The sequence below is a fragment of the Nocardia sp. NPDC020380 genome (assembly GCF_044386975.1).
Lineage (GTDB): Bacteria > Actinomycetota > Actinomycetes > Mycobacteriales > Mycobacteriaceae > Nocardia.
The window spans coordinates 284,252-300,450 of record NZ_JBIRVQ010000013.1 but is presented as its reverse complement, the minus strand read 5'-3'; the positions used below and the strand labels follow the sequence as shown (position 1 = coordinate 300,450).

General features: G+C 66.7%; 17 protein-coding genes. 5 read left to right on the top strand and 12 right to left on the bottom strand.

The window, feature by feature from the left end; all coding sequences use genetic code 11:
• Positions 1-23: 23 nt before the first annotated feature.
• Positions 24-248 (bottom strand): hypothetical protein, encoded by a 225-nt coding sequence (locus ACH438_RS33575; protein ID WP_397012638.1) that lies wholly within the window; start codon positions 246-248, stop codon positions 24-26.
• Between the two features lie 103 nt (positions 249-351).
• Here ACH438_RS33575 and ACH438_RS33570 point away from each other — a divergent pair, with 103 nt between their 5' ends.
• Positions 352-1,263 (top strand): SAM-dependent methyltransferase, encoded by a 912-nt coding sequence (locus ACH438_RS33570; RefSeq protein ID WP_397012636.1) that lies wholly within the window; start codon positions 352-354, stop codon positions 1,261-1,263.
• Here ACH438_RS33570 and ACH438_RS33565 read toward each other — a convergent pair.
• On the bottom strand, positions 1,244-1,795 hold the full coding sequence (locus ACH438_RS33565; protein ID WP_397012634.1) for a TetR/AcrR family transcriptional regulator: 552 nt from the start codon (positions 1,793-1,795) through the stop codon (positions 1,244-1,246). The genes ACH438_RS33570 and ACH438_RS33565 overlap by 20 nt on opposite strands.
• 147 nt (positions 1,796-1,942) lie before the next feature.
• Between ACH438_RS33565 and ACH438_RS33560 the strand changes: the two genes are divergently transcribed.
• Positions 1,943-3,385, top strand: coding sequence for an MFS transporter (locus ACH438_RS33560; RefSeq protein WP_397012632.1), 1,443 nt, complete (start codon positions 1,943-1,945; stop codon positions 3,383-3,385).
• A 19-nt stretch (positions 3,386-3,404) separates the two neighbouring features.
• On the opposite strand, the gene ACH438_RS33555 is transcribed toward ACH438_RS33560, so the two are convergent.
• Both ACH438_RS33555 and ACH438_RS33550 read right to left on the bottom strand, forming a co-directional pair.
• The gene (locus tag ACH438_RS33555) at positions 3,405-4,445 is read right to left on the bottom strand and encodes an NAD(P)-dependent alcohol dehydrogenase (protein ID WP_397012712.1); all 1,041 of its coding nucleotides are present in this window, start codon (positions 4,443-4,445) and stop codon (positions 3,405-3,407) included.
• 74 nt (positions 4,446-4,519) lie between these two features.
• Complete coding sequence (locus ACH438_RS33550; RefSeq protein WP_397012630.1) at positions 4,520-4,999, bottom strand: hypothetical protein; 480 nt, start codon at positions 4,997-4,999, stop codon at positions 4,520-4,522.
• A 145-nt stretch (positions 5,000-5,144) separates the two neighbouring features.
• Between ACH438_RS33550 and ACH438_RS33545 the strand changes: the two genes are divergently transcribed.
• Entirely contained in the window at positions 5,145-5,753 is a 609-nt protein-coding gene (locus ACH438_RS33545) for a DUF3159 domain-containing protein (RefSeq protein WP_397012628.1), read from the top strand.
• On the opposite strand, the gene ACH438_RS33540 is transcribed toward ACH438_RS33545, so the two are convergent.
• From ACH438_RS33540 to ACH438_RS33520, 5 genes are all read right to left on the bottom strand, one after another.
• On the bottom strand, positions 5,725-6,576 hold the full coding sequence (locus tag ACH438_RS33540; protein WP_397012626.1) for an SMP-30/gluconolactonase/LRE family protein: 852 nt from the start codon (positions 6,574-6,576) through the stop codon (positions 5,725-5,727). The two genes, ACH438_RS33545 and ACH438_RS33540, sit on opposite strands and share 29 nt — an antisense overlap.
• Before the next feature lie 70 nt (positions 6,577-6,646).
• On the bottom strand, positions 6,647-7,228 hold the full coding sequence (locus ACH438_RS33535; protein ID WP_397012624.1) for a carboxymuconolactone decarboxylase family protein: 582 nt from the start codon (positions 7,226-7,228) through the stop codon (positions 6,647-6,649).
• A complete protein-coding gene (locus ACH438_RS33530; RefSeq protein ID WP_397012622.1) occupies positions 7,228-7,548 on the bottom strand; it encodes a hypothetical protein in 321 nt (106 codons plus the stop codon). Before ACH438_RS33530 ends, ACH438_RS33535 begins: the two co-directional genes overlap by 1 nt.
• Positions 7,549-7,653: 105 nt before the next feature.
• Positions 7,654-7,845, bottom strand: a complete 192-nt coding sequence (locus ACH438_RS33525; protein ID WP_397012620.1) for a ferredoxin — start codon at positions 7,843-7,845, stop codon at positions 7,654-7,656.
• 19 nt (positions 7,846-7,864) lie between these two features.
• On the bottom strand, positions 7,865-9,085 hold the full coding sequence (locus tag ACH438_RS33520) for a cytochrome P450 (protein ID WP_397012618.1): 1,221 nt from the start codon (positions 9,083-9,085) through the stop codon (positions 7,865-7,867).
• Here ACH438_RS33520 and ACH438_RS33515 point away from each other — a divergent pair.
• Entirely contained in the window at positions 9,042-9,809 is a 768-nt protein-coding gene (locus ACH438_RS33515; protein ID WP_397012616.1) for a TetR/AcrR family transcriptional regulator, read from the top strand. The genes ACH438_RS33520 and ACH438_RS33515 overlap by 44 nt on opposite strands.
• Here the strand turns inward: ACH438_RS33515 and ACH438_RS33510 are convergent.
• The 3 genes from ACH438_RS33510 to ACH438_RS33500 all read right to left on the bottom strand — a co-directional run bounded on the left by ACH438_RS33510 (position 9,794) and on the right by ACH438_RS33500 (position 14,764).
• Positions 9,794-10,546 (bottom strand): SDR family oxidoreductase, encoded by a 753-nt coding sequence (locus tag ACH438_RS33510; protein WP_397012614.1) that lies wholly within the window; start codon positions 10,544-10,546, stop codon positions 9,794-9,796. The two genes, ACH438_RS33515 and ACH438_RS33510, sit on opposite strands and share 16 nt — an antisense overlap.
• Positions 10,543-10,779, bottom strand: coding sequence for a WhiB family transcriptional regulator (locus ACH438_RS33505; protein WP_397012612.1), 237 nt, complete (start codon positions 10,777-10,779; stop codon positions 10,543-10,545). Before ACH438_RS33505 ends, ACH438_RS33510 begins: the two co-directional genes overlap by 4 nt.
• 178 nt (positions 10,780-10,957) lie before the next feature.
• The gene (locus tag ACH438_RS33500; protein WP_397012610.1) at positions 10,958-14,764 is read right to left on the bottom strand and encodes an NACHT and WD repeat domain-containing protein; all 3,807 of its coding nucleotides are present in this window, start codon (positions 14,762-14,764) and stop codon (positions 10,958-10,960) included.
• A 299-nt stretch (positions 14,765-15,063) separates the two neighbouring features.
• On the opposite strand from ACH438_RS33500, the gene ACH438_RS33495 reads away from it, so the two are divergent.
• Positions 15,064-16,176, top strand: coding sequence for an AraC family transcriptional regulator (locus tag ACH438_RS33495; protein WP_397012608.1), 1,113 nt, complete (start codon positions 15,064-15,066; stop codon positions 16,174-16,176).
• Positions 16,177-16,199 lie beyond the last annotated feature (23 nt).

Below are 16,199 nucleotides of genomic sequence, written 5' to 3'. Positions count from 1 at the left end.
CGGGTTGGGGATGGCGCACCGCGTCACTGTTGGTGGTCCGAGCCCGGATAGTCGCCCCGGTTGCGGGTGTTGTCGCCGTCGTCGTTGTCGTGCATGTCGGTGCAGTATGGGTTGTCGGCGGTGGGGTAGGGGCAGACGCCTGTGTTGGGGTCGGGGCTGTCCGGGTCGGCGGTGGCTAGGCCGGTGGTGAGGATTGATAAGGGGATGCACAGGGCTGCTAACAGTGCAGCTGGGCGTGAGGACCGCATGATGCCTCCTCGTGTTGGTTGGGACGAACACGGAGTGACGCTTTATGGGTCAAGATAGCTGACTGTTCACTGTTGTGATCGAGGGGTCGGGGTTGTCGGTGGGGTGGCCTACGGTGGTCGGGTGACGATCAATGGCTCCGGCTCATCCAGCGACGCTGTGCCTACCGGCGTCGGACGTACTGCGCTCATGGTCGCCGCTATGCGGGCGGCGGAGACTCGGCGAGCGGATCGGCTCTTCGACGATCCCTACGCGGCTGACTTTCTACAAGCGAGTGGGGGTGATCCGTTCGGGAGTGAGAATGCCGGGGGTGGTGAGGGGTTCGCGGATATTTGGGCGAATTTCGCCAACTATGCGCCGATTCGGACTCGGTTTTTCGATGAGTATCTGCGGGAGGCTACGCGGGGGATTCGGCAGGTGGTGATTGTGGCTGCGGGGCTGGATACTCGGGCGTTTCGGCTGGGGTGGGCGGCCGATGTGACTGTGTACGAGCTGGATTCGGCTGAGGTGCTCGGATTCAAGCAGCGGGTGCTCGATGGGTGCGGGGCGAAGCCGGAGGGGCGGCGGGTCGCGGTGGCGGTGGATTTGCGGGAGGAGTGGGGGTCGGCGCTGGTTGCGGCCGGGTTCGATGCGGGGGAGCCGTCGGCTTGGCTGGTGGAGGGGCTGGTCAGTTATTTGACGCCGGAGCAGAACGATCGGTTGTTGGGGGCGATCAGTGGGCTGGCTGTTTCGGGGAGCCGGATCTCGGTCGAATATCTGCACGTTGATGCTGTGGCGTTGATGGGGCGGGCGATGAGTGTGGCCGCGGGTGAGGACGTGGAGTCGATGTGGTCGGGGTGTGGGATCGGCGAGGCCTCGGCGGTGTGGCTGGATCGGTTCGGGTGGGACTCCGAGGCTTTCGACGCGTTCGAGCGGTCGATCGCTTATGGGCGCGAGCTACCGCCGCCGGGGGATACGCCGATCGATCGGTTCACTGCCGCTGCGCGGAATGGGTTCGTCATTGCCCGTCGGCGGTGACGCGTAGGCCGTCTAGGGTTACGGCGAGGAGGCGGTCGGCTGCGTCGGGGGATGTTTCGCAGGCTACGCCGATGCCGTGGCCGATCCTGAGCAGGTCGCGGGATTCGATGTCGGAGCGGATCGCGCCCGCGTCCCGGCCGGCTTGCAGTAGGGCCTCGGCGGCCTCGTTGAGGGCCGTCCGGCACAGGGTGAAGGTGGGGGAGCCGTGATCCATGCCGGCCTTGAGGGTGGTGGCCAGGATGCGGTTGGCCATCACCCACTGCACCTGTTCGCGTAGCCACTGCTCCAAAGCCGTGGCGGGCGGCTGGGTTTCGAGCAGTTCGTGGGCGCGGGCGCTCAACTGCTCGATATTGGAACGGTAGACCGACTCGATGAGCACGTCTCGATTCGAGAAGTGCCGATACAGCGTGCCGATGCCGACGCCGGATCGGCGCGCGATCTCCTCCAGCGGCGCGTCCGGTCCCAGTTCGGCGAAGGCCTGCTGGGCGATCGACACGATCCGCTCGTAGTTCCGGCGTGCGTCGGCGCGCATCGGTTTGGACGGTGCTTCCACGAACCCTCCAGTAGAAAACGGATGGACCCTCCGGATAGACTTGCGTAAGTGGAGGAACCCTCCATATGATAGCTCTATCGGAAACGGAGGATCCCTCCGTTTGATTTCCATTCGTTGGAGCTTTCCTTGTCGACCAGCCTTTCCTCGGACGCTGCCGTCACCGGCACCCGCGTCTCCCCACCCTCCGAGAGCCGACTTCGATCGAACCTGGTGCTGGTCACGCTGCTGACCTGCCAATTGATGATCGTCCTCGACATCACGGTCATGAATGTGGCGCTGCCGCGCATCCAGGCCGATCTGCACTTCAGCGCGACCGGCCTGTCCTGGGTCATGAACGCCTACACCCTGGTCTTCGGCGGGCTGCTACTGCTCGGCGGGCGCGCCGGTGACCTGTTCGGGCGCCGCACGCTCTTCATCGCCGGCGCAACCCTTTTCACCCTGGCCTCACTCGCGGGCGGGCTCGCGCCCTCCGCCGCATGGCTGCTCGCGGCCCGCGTCGTGCAGGGCATCGGCGGAGCCATGGCCGGACCCAGCACTCTCGCGCTGCTGACCACCATCTTCCGTGAACCCAAGGCCCGCATCCGGGTGCTCGCACTGTTCTCCGGCATGTCCAGCGCGGGCTTCGCCATCGGCCTCATCGTCGGTGGCCTGCTCACCGAATGGCTGAGCTGGCGCTCGGTGTTGTTCATCAACGTGCCCTTCGGGCTCTTGGTCGTGGTGCTGGCACTGCGCTACCTGCCCCGCGCCGAACGACAGTCCGCGCATCTCGACCTGCCCGGCGCCATCACCGCGACCAGTGGCGTGGCCGCCCTGGTCTACGGCTTCATCAGCGCCGCCTCCCACGGCTGGGGCAATGCGACCACCGATATCTCGCTGGCGGCCGGCGCCGCGCTGATCCTCGCCTTCCTGGCCATCGAATCGCGTTCGGCCCAACCGCTGTTGCCCTTGCACCTGTTCCGCGATCGCAATCGCGCCACCGCCTACGCCAGCATGTTCCTGGCCCCGATGGCCGGCATGTCGATGTTCTTCTTCCTCACCCAGTTCCTGCAGGATGTGCTCGGATTGAGTGCGCTGGCAACAGGTTTCGCCTTCCTGCCCACGGCACTGCTGATGTTCACCATGATCCGCACGATTCCGCGCCTGCTACCGCGCTTCGGCCCCAAGCCGCTGACCATGACCGGTACGGCGTCCATGGTCGCCGGACTGATCCTGCTCACCCAGCTGACCGATCGCAGCGGCTACTTCCCGCTGCTGTTCATCGCGATGATTCTCATGGGATTCGGTATCGGCCTGGCGGTTTCACCGCTGAACGTCATCATCATGTCCAATGTCGAGCCGCACGAAGCCGGTGCGGCGGGCGGTGCGCTGCAGACCCTGCAGCAGACCGGCGCCTCGCTCGGCCTCGCCATCCTGGTCACGATCTTCGGCACCACCTCGCGCGGTGCGGGCGGTTCGGTGCAGCACGCCCTGGTCAGCGGGATGACGGCCGCGTTCGCGGCCGCCGCGGGCATTGCCGCGCTGACCTTCGTCGTCGCCTTCATCTACCGGAACCCGCGCCCGGCGAACTGAAATGGCCCGTGAACCGAGATCAGGGATTCGGCAGGATGACGGCCCGGCCACGGACCTTGCCGTCGTGCAGATGCTGATAGGCGATCGGGGCATCCTCGAGGGGGTAGGTCTCGGTATGCACCGAAATCACCCCGGCCCGAGCCAGATCCAGCACTTCGATCAGCTCGGTCCGGCTACCCCAGTACGGGGCGGTCACCGACACCTCATACGGCAGGGCGCCGAAACCGACCGGCAGGGCGCCACCGCCGATCCCGACGATGGTGACATCCGATTCGACGCGGGCACACGCGCCGGCGGTCGTCACCGTCGGGGGAGCGCCGACGAAATCGAAGATCGCCTCGGCCCCGACGCCGCCGGTCAGGTCCCGAACCTGCTGGGCCGCCGCGGCATCGGAGCGGACCGTCTCGTGGGCGCCGACCTCACGGGCGAGCTCGAGCTTCTCGTCGCTGACATCCAAGGCGATCACCCGGGCCGGGGTCAGTGCCCGCAGGATCTGGATGGCGACGTGGCCGAGCCCGCCGGTGCCGATGACGACCGCGGTCGAACCCGGAACCAGTTTCGGCAGCGAACGTTTGATGGCGTGATACGGAGTCAGGCCCGCATCGGTCAGCGGGACCGCCTGCACCGGATCCAGATCGCCGAGCGGCACCAGATGACGCGGGTCATCCACCAGCATGTACTCGGCGATCGCGCCTGGCGCGCCCAGACCCGGCGGGTGGATGCCGAGATCGCGGGCCCGCAGACAGTAATTCTCTTTGCCCGCAGCACATTCGGTGCAGCGGCCACAGCCCCACGGACCGTAGACGGCGACGGCGTCACCCACCGCCACGGTGGTGACTCCGTCGCCGAGTTCGGCCACGATCCCCACCCCTTCGTGGCCGAGCGTCAGCGGTAGCGGAAAGCTCAACTGCTCGGCCGGCACTCCCATGATCAGGAAGTCGGAATGGCAGACGCCCGCCGCCGTGACCCGCAGCAATACCTGGCCGGGACCGGGCACGGGTTTGGGTATCCGCACCACCTCGGGTGCTGCGCCGACCGATGGGTACTGGATGGCTTTCATCGATTCCGTCACGAGGTCGTTCCCTTCCGGTGTGGGGCAGGTCCCTAACCGAGCCTAGGCCGAGGGGCCGGGCGTCAGGTGAACAAAGAACCGGTCAGCGGATTGATCCACAGCGGGAAACCGTCGGCGAAACACACACTGCCGGAATTGATTCCGATCCGATGCACCTCGATATCGAGCCGCCCCGACGAGAATCGCCCGTCCGGCGCCCACTGCCGCACCTCGATGGCATGCCAGCCCAGATTGCCCGGTGTCCACAGGACCTGCGGGTCGCCGTTCTGATCGATCGTGACCGGCTGCAGTTGAGCGCCATTGTCGGTGATCTCGTATCGACTGCCGGCGGGGTCGGTGATGCCCGCTTGGATGGTTTGCGGGCAGCCCATGACCGGGCCTTGGCTGCCCGTGTTGTAGACGATGATGCCGACGATCTCCGCATTGGCGGGCGGAGCCGCGGGCAGCAGCAGCGCCGCCGCGGAACATACGGCCAAGGTCACCCCGCGCCGGCCCCCGAGACCCAGCGTGCCCATGAGTTTCGTAATCGCTGTGTGCCGCATCGAACGCCCCTCTCCGCAGGTACAGGATCAATAACTGAAGCGTAGCTGTTGGGTCGCTCCGGCCAGCGGGAATCCCCTGCGCGAGGGATACGGAATCCCCCGGCGGTGCGATGAATCGGGCCGTGGCCGTCATTAGCGTGAAGACATGACCCCCGCTCCCGAAGCAAATCTTTTGCCCCAGACCGCCGCCCCCGCCGATCCGGTGCGCGCGGTCTTCGGGCGACGGCATGTGGTCGACGCCGTGGTCCCCAATGCCGGGTTCCTGCTCGGATACCTGACCCTCGGCGCGATGGGCGGGGTGGTCGTCGCGCTGCTCCTCGCATCGGTGCTGGTCGTGGTGCGGGCGGCATCCGGGCAGCCGTTGCGGCTGATCACCCTGTCGTTCTGTGGCGTACTGCTGCAGGCCGGACTCGTCCTCGGGACCGGGGAGGGGCGCAACTTCTTCCTGTCCTGGCTGGCGCTCAATACCGCGCTCGTCCTGGTGTTCGCGGGCTCGCTGCTGCGCGGCCGTCCGGCCACGGCGTTCGTCGCGCGGCGGATGGATCTTCCCGGCGACGTCGCCGTGCACCGGACCTTGACCGGATACTGGCTCGGGCTGTGGTCCTTGCACCTGGTGGTCGGCATCCCGCTGTATCTCGCGAATCAGGTTGTCGCGCTGGGGATTGCGCACTTCGTGCTCGGCCTGCCCATGCTGTTCGCGCTCGCGCTGATCTCCTGGCGCCGGATTACGGCCGCCCAGCCCCAGGGACAGTGACGGGCAGTGCGAGGATCTCGCCGGTCCGCGGGCCGGTATTGATCCGGGTCAGATTGTCGGTGACGCTGTCGGATTGACGCCATTCGGCGGTCAGGATGAACAGCGTCGAGCGATCCGGACCACCCAGCATCAGCGCGAAAGGCGCACGGTTCTCGGCCAATTCGACCCGCTGCAGGATCTCACCGCCCGCCGCCACCCGCACCACCGAATTCCCGCCGGTCGAAACCCACACCGCGCCTTCGGCATCGAGGCAGATGCCGTCCGGGCCTAGCCCCTCGGCGAACACCCGCCGGTTGGACAGGCCGCCGTCGGTGTCGATATCGAAGGCGGTGAGACTGCCCGCGAAGGATTCGGAGATGATCAGCGTCGCGTTGTCGGGCGTGATGACCATGCCATTGGGAAACGCGATATCGCCGGCTACCTCTCGCAACCGGCCATCGGGGGTGAGGAGCTTGATGTAGCCGGGCTCGGGCGGCGCACCGGCGGCGAAATCGAAGTCCGCGCCGTTGAGATAGATATTGCCGTGCGCGTCCACCACGATCTCGTTGGCATGCTGGTCGGCATGCACGACCAGCTCCCCGTCCGCCTCCTGGCGCCGCAGTTTGTCACCGGTCACCAGCAGCCGGCCGTCGGGCAGCCAGTCGATGGAGTAACCCATCGGATGGCTGTCGGGCTCGCGGACGGCCATCACTTCGGCCTTGCCGTCCATATCGACGGCGACGACCTCGCGCGCGATCCAATTGCAGAACCACAAGCGATCCTCGTGCCAGCGCGGCGACTCGGGAATCCCCAGCCCGTCCAGCAATACCTTCGGCTCGGCCATGACCATCTCCATTCGTGCGGCTGTCTACTTCTTCATCAGCTATACGAACGAGATCTCGCCATTCCGACAGTCAGCGATAACCGCGCTTGAGCAGGATCTTCGCCCCGGACGCGTAGCCCTCGGGGGTGAGCAGTTCGAAACCGAAGGCGTCGGCGAGGCGGTTGGTGGTGTCGAACGCGGTGCAGACGGCCAGCGCGTCCTCGATCTGTCGGCGAGTTATGCCCGCGGACAACACTTCTCGCATGTCGCCGGCGGTGACCGTGCCCTCCCGGGTGAGTTTGCCGAGCATCCGCAGGGTTGCGCGCAGGCCGTCCTCGATCGGAGCCGAATCCAGATCCGCCAGCACGGCGGCGACCTTCGCGCTGTCCTGGTAGGCCTGTCCCGCGGTCGCGGTATGCGCGCCGATGCAGAACGGGGAGTCGTTGACCTTGGATACGTAGGCCGCCATCAACTCTCGATCGGCCACCGACCAGGCCGAGGGGCCGCGCATCGCCTCGTGCGTGAACTTCTTCGCGCGTGCGCCGTAGAAGTCGGGGCGATAGAAGACGAGTTTGGCGGCGTCGGGCAGCGGTTGCCTGGAGACCACGCGGATCACCGTGAAGAGGGCTTTGGTCGCGGCACCGTACCCGCTGTTGAGAATCTCGAGTCGCATTATCCGGCCTCCCCGGCCGCCTCGGCCAGGGCCGCCAACCCCGCCGCGTACATCCGGTCGGATCGCCCCACCGCGGCGGCCACCACGACCTCGAAGATCTCGTCCTCGGTGAAGGCCGCCCGTTTGGCCGCGGCGAAGTCCGCGTCGGTGACTTCCGCCGGCTCCGCAACCACCTTCTCGACCAGCGTCCGAAGCGGCAGCGGGACATTGGTATTGCCGAAGGCGTTGGCGCGCAACTCGGCCGACGCCTTCCCCTGCCCGGTCAGAATGTGATCCACCAGAGCCTGATGCGCTACTTGTTTCTCGTCTACATAGGACACAGCGGCCTCCACCCTTCTGTCCGGGTCTCAACGCTCGGTACCACGATAGACGTGAGAGGCCGAAGCCTCCCGGATAGCCGGAAGGCTTCGGCCTCGTGTTCGACATTAGTCGGTGAAAGTGACGGCTCCGGACGGACAGATATTGGCTGCCTCCCGGACGGCAGGCCGGTCGTCCTCACCGGGGACCGGGTTGAGGAGTTCGACCAGGCCGTCGTCGTCCTGATCGAAGACGGCGGGCGCGGTCAGGGCGCAGAGGCCGGCGCCTATGCAGATATTGCGGTCGGCGGTTACCCGCATGACGGGTCCTTTCGGGTGGTTACCAGGTGACCGGTAGCTCGTTGACGCCCTGAATCGTATGTCCGGGGCGGAGTTTCAGTTTCGCTACCGGGACGGCCAGGCGCAGCGTCGGGACGCGGGCCAGGAGGGACGTGAGGATGATTTCCAGCTCCAGGCGGGCCAGGTTCTGGCCCAGGCATTGGTGGACGCCGTAGCCGAAGGCTATGTGGTGGCGTGCCGAGCGGTGGACGTCGAAGGTGTCGGGCTCGTCGAACACCGTGGCGTCGCGGTTGGAGATGGAGTTGGAAATGATCACGCCCTCGCCCGCTTTGATCAGCTGGCCTTCGATTTCGATGTCGGCCTTGGCGAATCGGCCCCCGGCGATGTCGGCGATGGAGAGATAGCGCAGCAGTTCCTCCACGGCGCCGGGGATGAGTGCCGGGTCGGCGCGCAGGGCGGCGTGCTGATCGGGATGTTCGAGCAGCGTGATGACCGACAGCGAGGTCATGGAGGCGGTCGTCTCGTGGCCGGCGACGAGTAGCAGGATGGCGGAGGAAACCAGTTCCTCGCGGTCGATTTCGCCATTGGCCAGCTGGTCGTCGATCAGGCTGGTCAGCAGGCCCGGGCGGGGCTCGGCCTGCAATCGGGTGATCAGTCCGTCGAGATAGTGGTCGAGGTGTTCGCGGGCGGCGATCGCGTCTTCGGCGGTCGTCGACTGTAGTAGTCGCCGGCTCGCGTCCTGGAAGAGCTCGTGATCCTCGTACGGCACGCCGAGCAGCCGGCAGATCACCATGGACGGAATGGGTAATGCGAACTGGCGCACCAGATCCGCGGGCGGGCCGGCGGCGAGCATATCGTCGATGAAGCCGTCCACGATCCGCTCGATCTCCGGCCGCAGGCTCTTGACGCGGCGAACGGTGAACTCGCTGATCATCATTCGCCGTTTGGGGCCGTGTTCGGGCGGGTCGAGGCCGATGAAGGCCGGTCGCCGGTCCCGGAAACTCACGAATCTCGGTGAGGTGGCGGGGAAGTCGGGATGGGCGCGGTCGGAGGACATGCGCGGATCGGCGAGCAGGGCGCGGGCGGTTTCGTGCTTGGTGACCACCCAGGCCGTGCGGCCGTCGTAGAGCGTTACTTTCTGCAGCGCGCCGTGCGCCGCGCGGAGCCGGGAGTACTGCTCGGGGAGCTGATATGGGCAGGTCCGGTCGCTGGGGAAAGTGGGGGAGAGTTCGGAATGCAGCGTCGAAACAGTCTCGGTCATTGGTTCCCTCAAGATCATAAGATACTATCGGTACTCTATTCCCAGACTAAAACTCCTTACCCAGAGAACGCAACGTTCTCTCGAAGCGCTTCCAGGAGTCACGCTGCCACTGAACGTCGAGCAATCCGTCGACGCGACAGTTGACCACCGCAAAGGCCCGCGCCGGCGCGGCGAGCAACTCGAGCAAGCGATCCTGACGGCGACGCTGGAAGAACTTGCCGACGGGGGTTACTCCGCACTCACCATGGAACGCGTCGCCATCCGAGCGCGCACCAGCAAGGCCGTGCTCTACCGGCGCTGGCCCGGCCGCGCCGAATTGGTCATGGACGCATGCAAATTGAACGGCGTCTCCGATGTCGACATCCCCGACACCGGCTCCCTGCGCACCGATGTCATCGCGCTGCTGCGCCAGCTCTCCGCGAAAATGGCCACCCCACTGGGCGGCATCATCCGCGGCCTGATCGCCGAAACGGCCCGCGACCCCGAATTCGCCCGCCTCGTGCGCGAACGCGTGCACATCGGCCCCGCCGCGATCGACACCATCCTCGAGCGCGCCGTGACCCGCGGCGACGTCGAGCCCGCGATCCTGACCTCCCGCCGCGCCACCGTCGCCACCGACCTGCTCCGAAACCAGTTCCTGCTCTTCGGCGCCCCGATCGACGACGCGATCATCCTCGAGATCGTCGACGACGTGTACCTGCCGCTGGTTCAGCGAGTGGTGTAGCCGCCGTTGGCGAACAGGGTCTGGCCGGTGATCCAGCCGCCGTCGGTGACCAGGAATTGGACCAGGGGTGCGATGTCCTGGATGCGGGTGAGGCGGTTGCCCATGGCCTGGGAGGCGTGGAACTGGGCGCGGTCCGGGGTTTCCTGCGGATAGAAGAACGGGGTGTCCATGGGGCCGGGGGCCACATTGTTGACCGAGATTCCGCGGGCAGCAAACTCTTTCGCCGCCGCGCGGGTGAAGTGTTCCACGGGGCTTTTGGAGCCTGCGTAGGTGGAGTAGCCGTCGGTGAAGGCGGCCAGCAGCGACGTGACGATCGTTACTATTCTGCCGCCGTCTTCGAGGCGTTTACCGGCTTCCTTGAGGAAGAAATAGGCGGCCTTGGCATTGATGTCGAACATCGAATCGTATTCGGCTTCGGTGGTTTCCACGATCGGTTTGCGCAGGACCTTGCCGACGGTATTGACGGCTATGTCGATGGATCCGAATACGTCCAGGGCGGTTTCGAACAGGAGCTCCACGTTCGAGGGGACGGTCAGGTCGGCTTGGAATTTCAGGGCTTGCACGCCGTGCCCGCGGGCGGCCATGACGGTGCGGTTGGCCTCGTCCTCGGTGCTCGTACTGTTGTAGTGCACCAGCACATTTGCGCCCTCAGCTGCGAGTGAGGTGCTGATCAGGCCGCCCAGGTTCTTGGCGCCCGCGGCGATGATCGCCGATTTGCCTGCCAGGGATCCGGTCATGGGGCGGTCTTTTCGATCTGCGGTCTGGCCCGGTCGCCGAAGCGGCGGCGTTCGCGGGCGGTCATGCCGCCCCAGACGCCGAAGCGCTGGTCGTTGTTCAGGGCGAATTCGAGGCACTCCGTGCGGACCTTGCAGGAGAGGCAGATTCGTTTGGCGACGGTGGAGGATTCGCCTTTGCTGGGGAAGAAAGCCTCGGGATCGGTTTGGGCGCAGACTGCTTGACGGTGCCACAACTCGGGCCGGAGTTCCTTCGATGGCTCCGGTCGAAGTTCCTTCGATGCGGGGCATGATTGCACTTCGGTCGCTTGCCTGTTCATAACTTCGCTTTCGGTAGTTATGTGTCAGAACTAGTGGATTGCGACGAAGGTACATCGTCAGCAATGATTCAGCAATCCCTATGGATTGTTGTGATCAATCGGGGCACAGGCCGGTGAGTGCACCGAACTCGGTTGCGTCGGCCGGGTTTCCGCTGTCCGGTTCGTCCTGTGTGGACCGGCAGAGCTGTGCGGCCACCGCCGCCGGATCGGTGGTCCAGCGTTCGGATGCCAAGTCCGAAATGCCCAGTACCCGGTTCTCGTCCGTGCCGTCGAACTGCACGAACCAGCGCGCACCCAGATCGATGGAGATCGACGGGCCCAGCGGCTCGGGCTGCACCGAATTGCCCACGTCCCAGAGCCGGATCGACTGATCCACGCCCGCCGACACCAGCCGGCGACCGGACCGATCGAGGGCCATATCCGTGACCGAAGGGGTATGCACGACAGTCTCTCTCGGCGGTCCCGCCGCGGTCGCCGTGCCGAGATCCCAGGTGCGAATGGTCTCGTCGTTGGCCGCGCTGAACAGGTGCCGGCCGTCGGCGGCGAAAACGAGGGACGAGACCGCACCCCGATGCCCGGTGAGCCGCGCCTGCAGCACCGGTTTGCTGCGGTCACTGATATTCCAGAGATAGATGGTGGCGTCACCGGAACCGGTCGCGGCCAGCTTGCCATCGGGCGATACCGCCAAGGATCGGAACGATCGGGTGGTCTCCGCGGACGCGGTTCCCAGCGGGCGCGCGGCCGCCGGATCACCGACATCCCAGAGCCGGATCGAGAAATCGTCGTCACCGGTGACGAGCACCCGGCCGTCCGGAGTGAACGCGGCGGAGGTGAAATTTCGGGTGCGCGTCGGCAGCGGAGCACCGAACGGAACCGGCCGGGCCGGATCGGCCAAGTTCCACAACTGCACACCGCCGCCCTCGGAATCGGTGGTGGTCAGCGCCTTACCGTCGGGCCGAATCTGCACCCGCACACCGTGATACGGCTGCACCTCGGTGCGGGCTTCGGCGGTCATCGACACGTCGTCGGGGCCGACCGCCCACACTTGGAAGAGGCCGTCCGCGCCACCGGTCACCAATCGGGAACCGCTCCTGTCGAGCTCCACCGACGTGAACGGCGCCGGCGAGACCACCGCGACATTGGCCGGGGGACGAGTCCACACCCGGACCCGGCCGTCCTCACCCGCGGTGACCAAGCGGCCGTCATCGACCGGCAGCAGGCTCGAGATCGCCCCGCGGTTACCGCCCACCGGCCGCCCGAACGGCTGGAAACCGGAGGACGTCTGCTGCCAGAGACAGACCTTGCCATCGTCACCCGCGGAGGCCATCAGATCGTTCGAGACGAACATCAGCGCATTGACCGCGGCGCCGTGCAGGGTGCGCGGCAACCCGAATTCCCGTGGCGCGGCCCGATCGGCGAGCGACCACATCTGCACCGACCCGTTCGCGGTGCCCACCGCGAGCCGATCATCCGGGCCCAGTGCCAGGGATTTCACGGCATCGGTCGCGATCACCGGTTGACCGAGCGGACGCAGATCATCGCCGAGACTCCAGAGCCGGACGGTGTGATCGTCACTGCTGCTGGCCAGCAGGGTCCCGTCGACACTCGTTGCCAGCGCATTGATCGCATCGGCGTGTGCGGGAACCTGCGCGCGGATGCGCGACGCCGCCGGATCGGTGACATCCACCAGGGTCAATTGCCCGCTCTCACAACCCACCACGATCGAGCGACCGTCCGGTGCGTAGGTCATCGTCAACACCGGCGCACCGAGCTCCAGAACACCCAGCGCCCGGGGCTGTTTCGGATCGCGGACATCCCAGAACCGCAGCGTCTTGTCATAACCGGCGGCCGCCAGCACACCGCCACCCGGCGCGAACGCGACCGCGGTCACCCCGCGCTTGTTACCGCGCAGGCCGTCACCGAGCGCGGTCGGCCGATCCCCACCGGCGAGCGTCCAGAGCCGAACCACGCCATCATCACCCGCACTGGCCAGCAACCGACCAGCCTTGTCGTACGCGAGCCCGTTGACCCGCCCCGCATGCCGCTCGAGTGAGGTACTGATGCCCGGATACGCCTGCGTGGACAACAGCCGCGCCCGCGCCTCCAGATTGTCGGGCCGGGTTCGATACGCCGCCAGCGCCATTCGCGCCGATTCGGCCGGATCGAAGTTCTGGATCCGCTGCGACTCGTGGATCAGCGCCGCGACCTCGGCATCGGTCCGCTCGTGCTGGATCGCGCGATACTGCACGACCGCCAGCGCGGCAGCGAGCAACGCGACCACGCCCAGCATCGCCGCCGCCGACCACAGGATCCGCCGCCGCGACGACTGACCCCGCTGGTGGCGAATCGATTCCGCCACGAACTCCTGGGCGATGCGGTTGATCGAGCCGCCGGTACCGGTCACCACATCGACGGTCTCCAGGCGTTTCGCGTCGTAGAGCAGGGTGGCCGGGCGGCCCTCGCCGGACCAGTTCCGCGCATCCTCCTCGATGCGATGCCGGGCCGGCCCGAATTCCTTTTCCTCGCTCACCCATTCGGCCATCCGCGGCCAGACCCGCGGCACCGCCTCGTGCAGCAGCTCGATCTCGTCGCCGTCCACGACCACCAGCCGCGCATCGACCAGGCGGTTGACGACCTGTTCGGCGAGGCGAGGATCGGTGGATTCGCCGATGAGCGCGCTGTGCGGCACCCGATTTCGCGTCACCGACCGCGGGCCGATCACGGTCAGCGTCATCAGGATCGAGCGCGCGAAATGCCGCTGCTCGGAAGTCAGCTCGCCCCAGGCCCGTTCGGCCGTGGCCGCGACGGAACCGGCCATCTCGCCCGCCGCCCGATATGCCTCCAGGGTGAGGGTGCGGCCCCGGCGCCGCGACCAGGTCGCATCCAGCACATGCGACAACAGCGGCAGCAGTGCCGCCCGGCCGTCGTCGGAGGTGGCGGTATCCAGATCGCGCAGCACCACATCGATCAGCGCGGGCTCGACCTTGAGCCCGCAGGCCTGGGCCGGGCCGATGATGGCCTCGCGCAGTTCGGGCTCGGTCATCGCGCTCACGATGACCGAGGAGTCCTTCATCGCGGCGGCCAGCAGCGGTTCCTCGATGACATCGTTGAAGAAGTCCGAACGCAACGCCATCACGACGGTGATCCGCCGATCGGCTTCGGGCGCGGTGATCTTCCGCAGTTCGTCGAGGAAAACCCGCCGGGCAGTGCCGTTCTCGCCGAGGGTGAACAGTTCCTCGCCCTGATCGATCAGCAACAGCAGGTCATCGGCGTCGCCGGCCTGCTCGATCGCGGCGCGCAGGGCCGCGTCCGGCCGTGTCCCCGGGCTGATCAGCACCGGCGTCCGCACCTGGGCATGCGCCTGTAGGCCGGCGGCCAGCAAGGACGACTTGCCCGCGCCCGAGACACCGACGACCAGCACGAGCCGGGGCCGGTCACGGTCGGCTTCCACCGCGGTGATCGCCGCGTCGATGGCCGCGCGGGTGCTGTCGCGCCCGAAGAACAGGTCCGCATCCTCGGCGCGATACGGGGACAGCCCGCGATATGGCGGATGTCCCGGCTCGCGGACGCGCAGGGCCGCGGCACTCGGACCGTTCTTCGCCTGCTGCCACAGCGCCAGCCAGCGCTCGAGGTCGAGCAGTTGCCGATCGCCGTCCGCGGACTGCGGCCGGGCCTTGGCATCCTCGATCAGCACGGTGAGCACCGGCAGCACGGCCTCGAAGCTGGCGGGCAGCGTATTGCCGCGCCGCCAATCGCTGAACCGCTGCCCGGTGACCGTGGGCGCGCCCGGCACGCCCTGAGAGTTCGCGCGGCGGACAACCGATTTGATGACGGGCGCACCGGCGAGCTCGAAGAGCGCGGTCAGCCATTCGGCAAAGCGCTCACGCGCACCTGGTACCACCTGCAGACTCCTGAAAACTTCCGACGATCCGGTTCCGAACACGCCGCCTCGGGCATCGCGGCCGCATCGAACGTAGCAGCTCGCCTCGGTCAGCAAACTTCTAGCGAACTCATCCTGACGCCCGCGTGGATGTCAAACGGATTCCTGTAAACCTCTTGTTAACCAATGCCGCCCCGGATTATTGACATAAACGATCTGCCTGCATAAACGCGCAATTTCGCCGATCCGAACTTGGTAGCCGACCGCTCTTCAGGAAAGGATCGACGCTGTTCGGAAGGAATGTGAGGAGTCGTCCGAGAATGGACATCATCGATCCCGAGTTCAGCGCAGCGAACATCCCGCCGACCATCCTGGTCCGCCTGTGCGACGTCGCCGCCGAGCGCGGCGTGGACCCCGAGCCCTGGTTCCTGGGCACCGGCGTCTCGCCGGCACAACTGGACGCACCGGAGGCCCGGTTGTCGTTCCGGCAGGAGACGGCGATCCTCGGTCGCGCCCTGCGCAGCCTGCCCGAGGGGCCCATCGGGCTCGCGGTCGGTTCCCGCAATGCGGTCGTGGGATTCGGCATCATCGGATTCGCCATGCGGTCCTGCCGTACCGCCGGCGACGCCCTTACGCTCGGCATGCAGCTGCACCGGCTGGCCGGCAGCCTGATGGACTTCGAATTGACCGATCACGGCGACCACGCCGGCGTGCGGGCCTTCGAACGGCTGCCCGATCCGGAACTGGTCCGCTTTCTCTGCGAGGAAGCGATGGCCGCCTCGATGGCCTTCGGCCGCTCGCTGCTGAACGATGACTTCGATCCGATCCGGATCCGGCTGAGCTACCCCGAACCCCCGTATGCCGCCGAGTATCGCCGCTACTTCCGATGTCCCATCGAATACGACTGCGCGGAAACCGAACTGCTCTTCGATTCCGCACTGCTGCAACGACAGCTGCCGACCTACAGCGAGGCGAGCCTGGTGGTCGCGCGCGAGGCCTGTGAGCGGCTGCGCGGCGATTCCGAGGACCGGCACGACACCGTGTCCTCGGTCGAATCGATCCTGGGGGAGAACCTGCGCCGGTCGATGACCATGGCGGAGGTGGCCGAACAGCTCTTCGTCACCGAACGCACCCTGCGCCGGCACCTGCAGGCCGCGGGGGAGAAGTTCAGTGACATCCGCGATCGCGTCCGCCAGCAGCGCGCGCTGTATCTGGTCCGGGAGACCGGGATGACGATCGCGCAGATCGCGGCGGAGACCGGCTTCAGCGATGCCCGTGAATTCCGGCGGGCCTACATCCGATGGAACGGTGAACCGCCCAGCCACACCCGCAGCGCGACCCGATTGCCATGGGGCGCTGCGACGGTGGAAGCGGCCACGGCGAAATCGGCAGCGGCCGCGGCGAAGTCCGCGGCCGACCGCATGGCGTCCTGATCTCCGGACCGGTGTCTCACAAC

Bases quoted from the DNA above. Each gene is read 5' to 3' on its own strand.
- ACH438_RS33575 (WP_397012638.1), bottom strand. From the start codon at position 248: ATGCGGTCCTCACGCCCAGCTGCACTGTTAGCAGCCCTGTGCATCCCC.
- ACH438_RS33565 (WP_397012634.1), bottom strand. From the start codon at position 1,795: ATGCGCGCCGACGCACGCCGGAACTACGAGCGGATCGTGTCGATCGCC.
- ACH438_RS33555 (WP_397012712.1), bottom strand. From the start codon at position 4,445: ATGAAAGCCATCCAGTACCCATCGGTCGGCGCAGCACCCGAGGTGGTG.
- ACH438_RS33550 (WP_397012630.1), bottom strand. From the start codon at position 4,999: ATGCGGCACACAGCGATTACGAAACTCATGGGCACGCTGGGTCTCGGG.
- ACH438_RS33545 (WP_397012628.1), top strand. From the start codon at position 5,145: ATGACCCCCGCTCCCGAAGCAAATCTTTTGCCCCAGACCGCCGCCCCC.
- ACH438_RS33540 (WP_397012626.1), bottom strand. From the start codon at position 6,576: ATGGCCGAGCCGAAGGTATTGCTGGACGGGCTGGGGATTCCCGAGTCG.
- ACH438_RS33535 (WP_397012624.1), bottom strand. From the start codon at position 7,228: ATGCGACTCGAGATTCTCAACAGCGGGTACGGTGCCGCGACCAAAGCC.
- ACH438_RS33525 (WP_397012620.1), bottom strand. From the start codon at position 7,845: ATGCGGGTAACCGCCGACCGCAATATCTGCATAGGCGCCGGCCTCTGC.
- ACH438_RS33520 (WP_397012618.1), bottom strand. From the start codon at position 9,085: ATGACCGAGACTGTTTCGACGCTGCATTCCGAACTCTCCCCCACTTTC.
- ACH438_RS33510 (WP_397012614.1), bottom strand. From the start codon at position 10,546: ATGACCGGATCCCTGGCAGGCAAATCGGCGATCATCGCCGCGGGCGCC.
- ACH438_RS33495 (WP_397012608.1), top strand. From the start codon at position 15,064: ATGGACATCATCGATCCCGAGTTCAGCGCAGCGAACATCCCGCCGACC.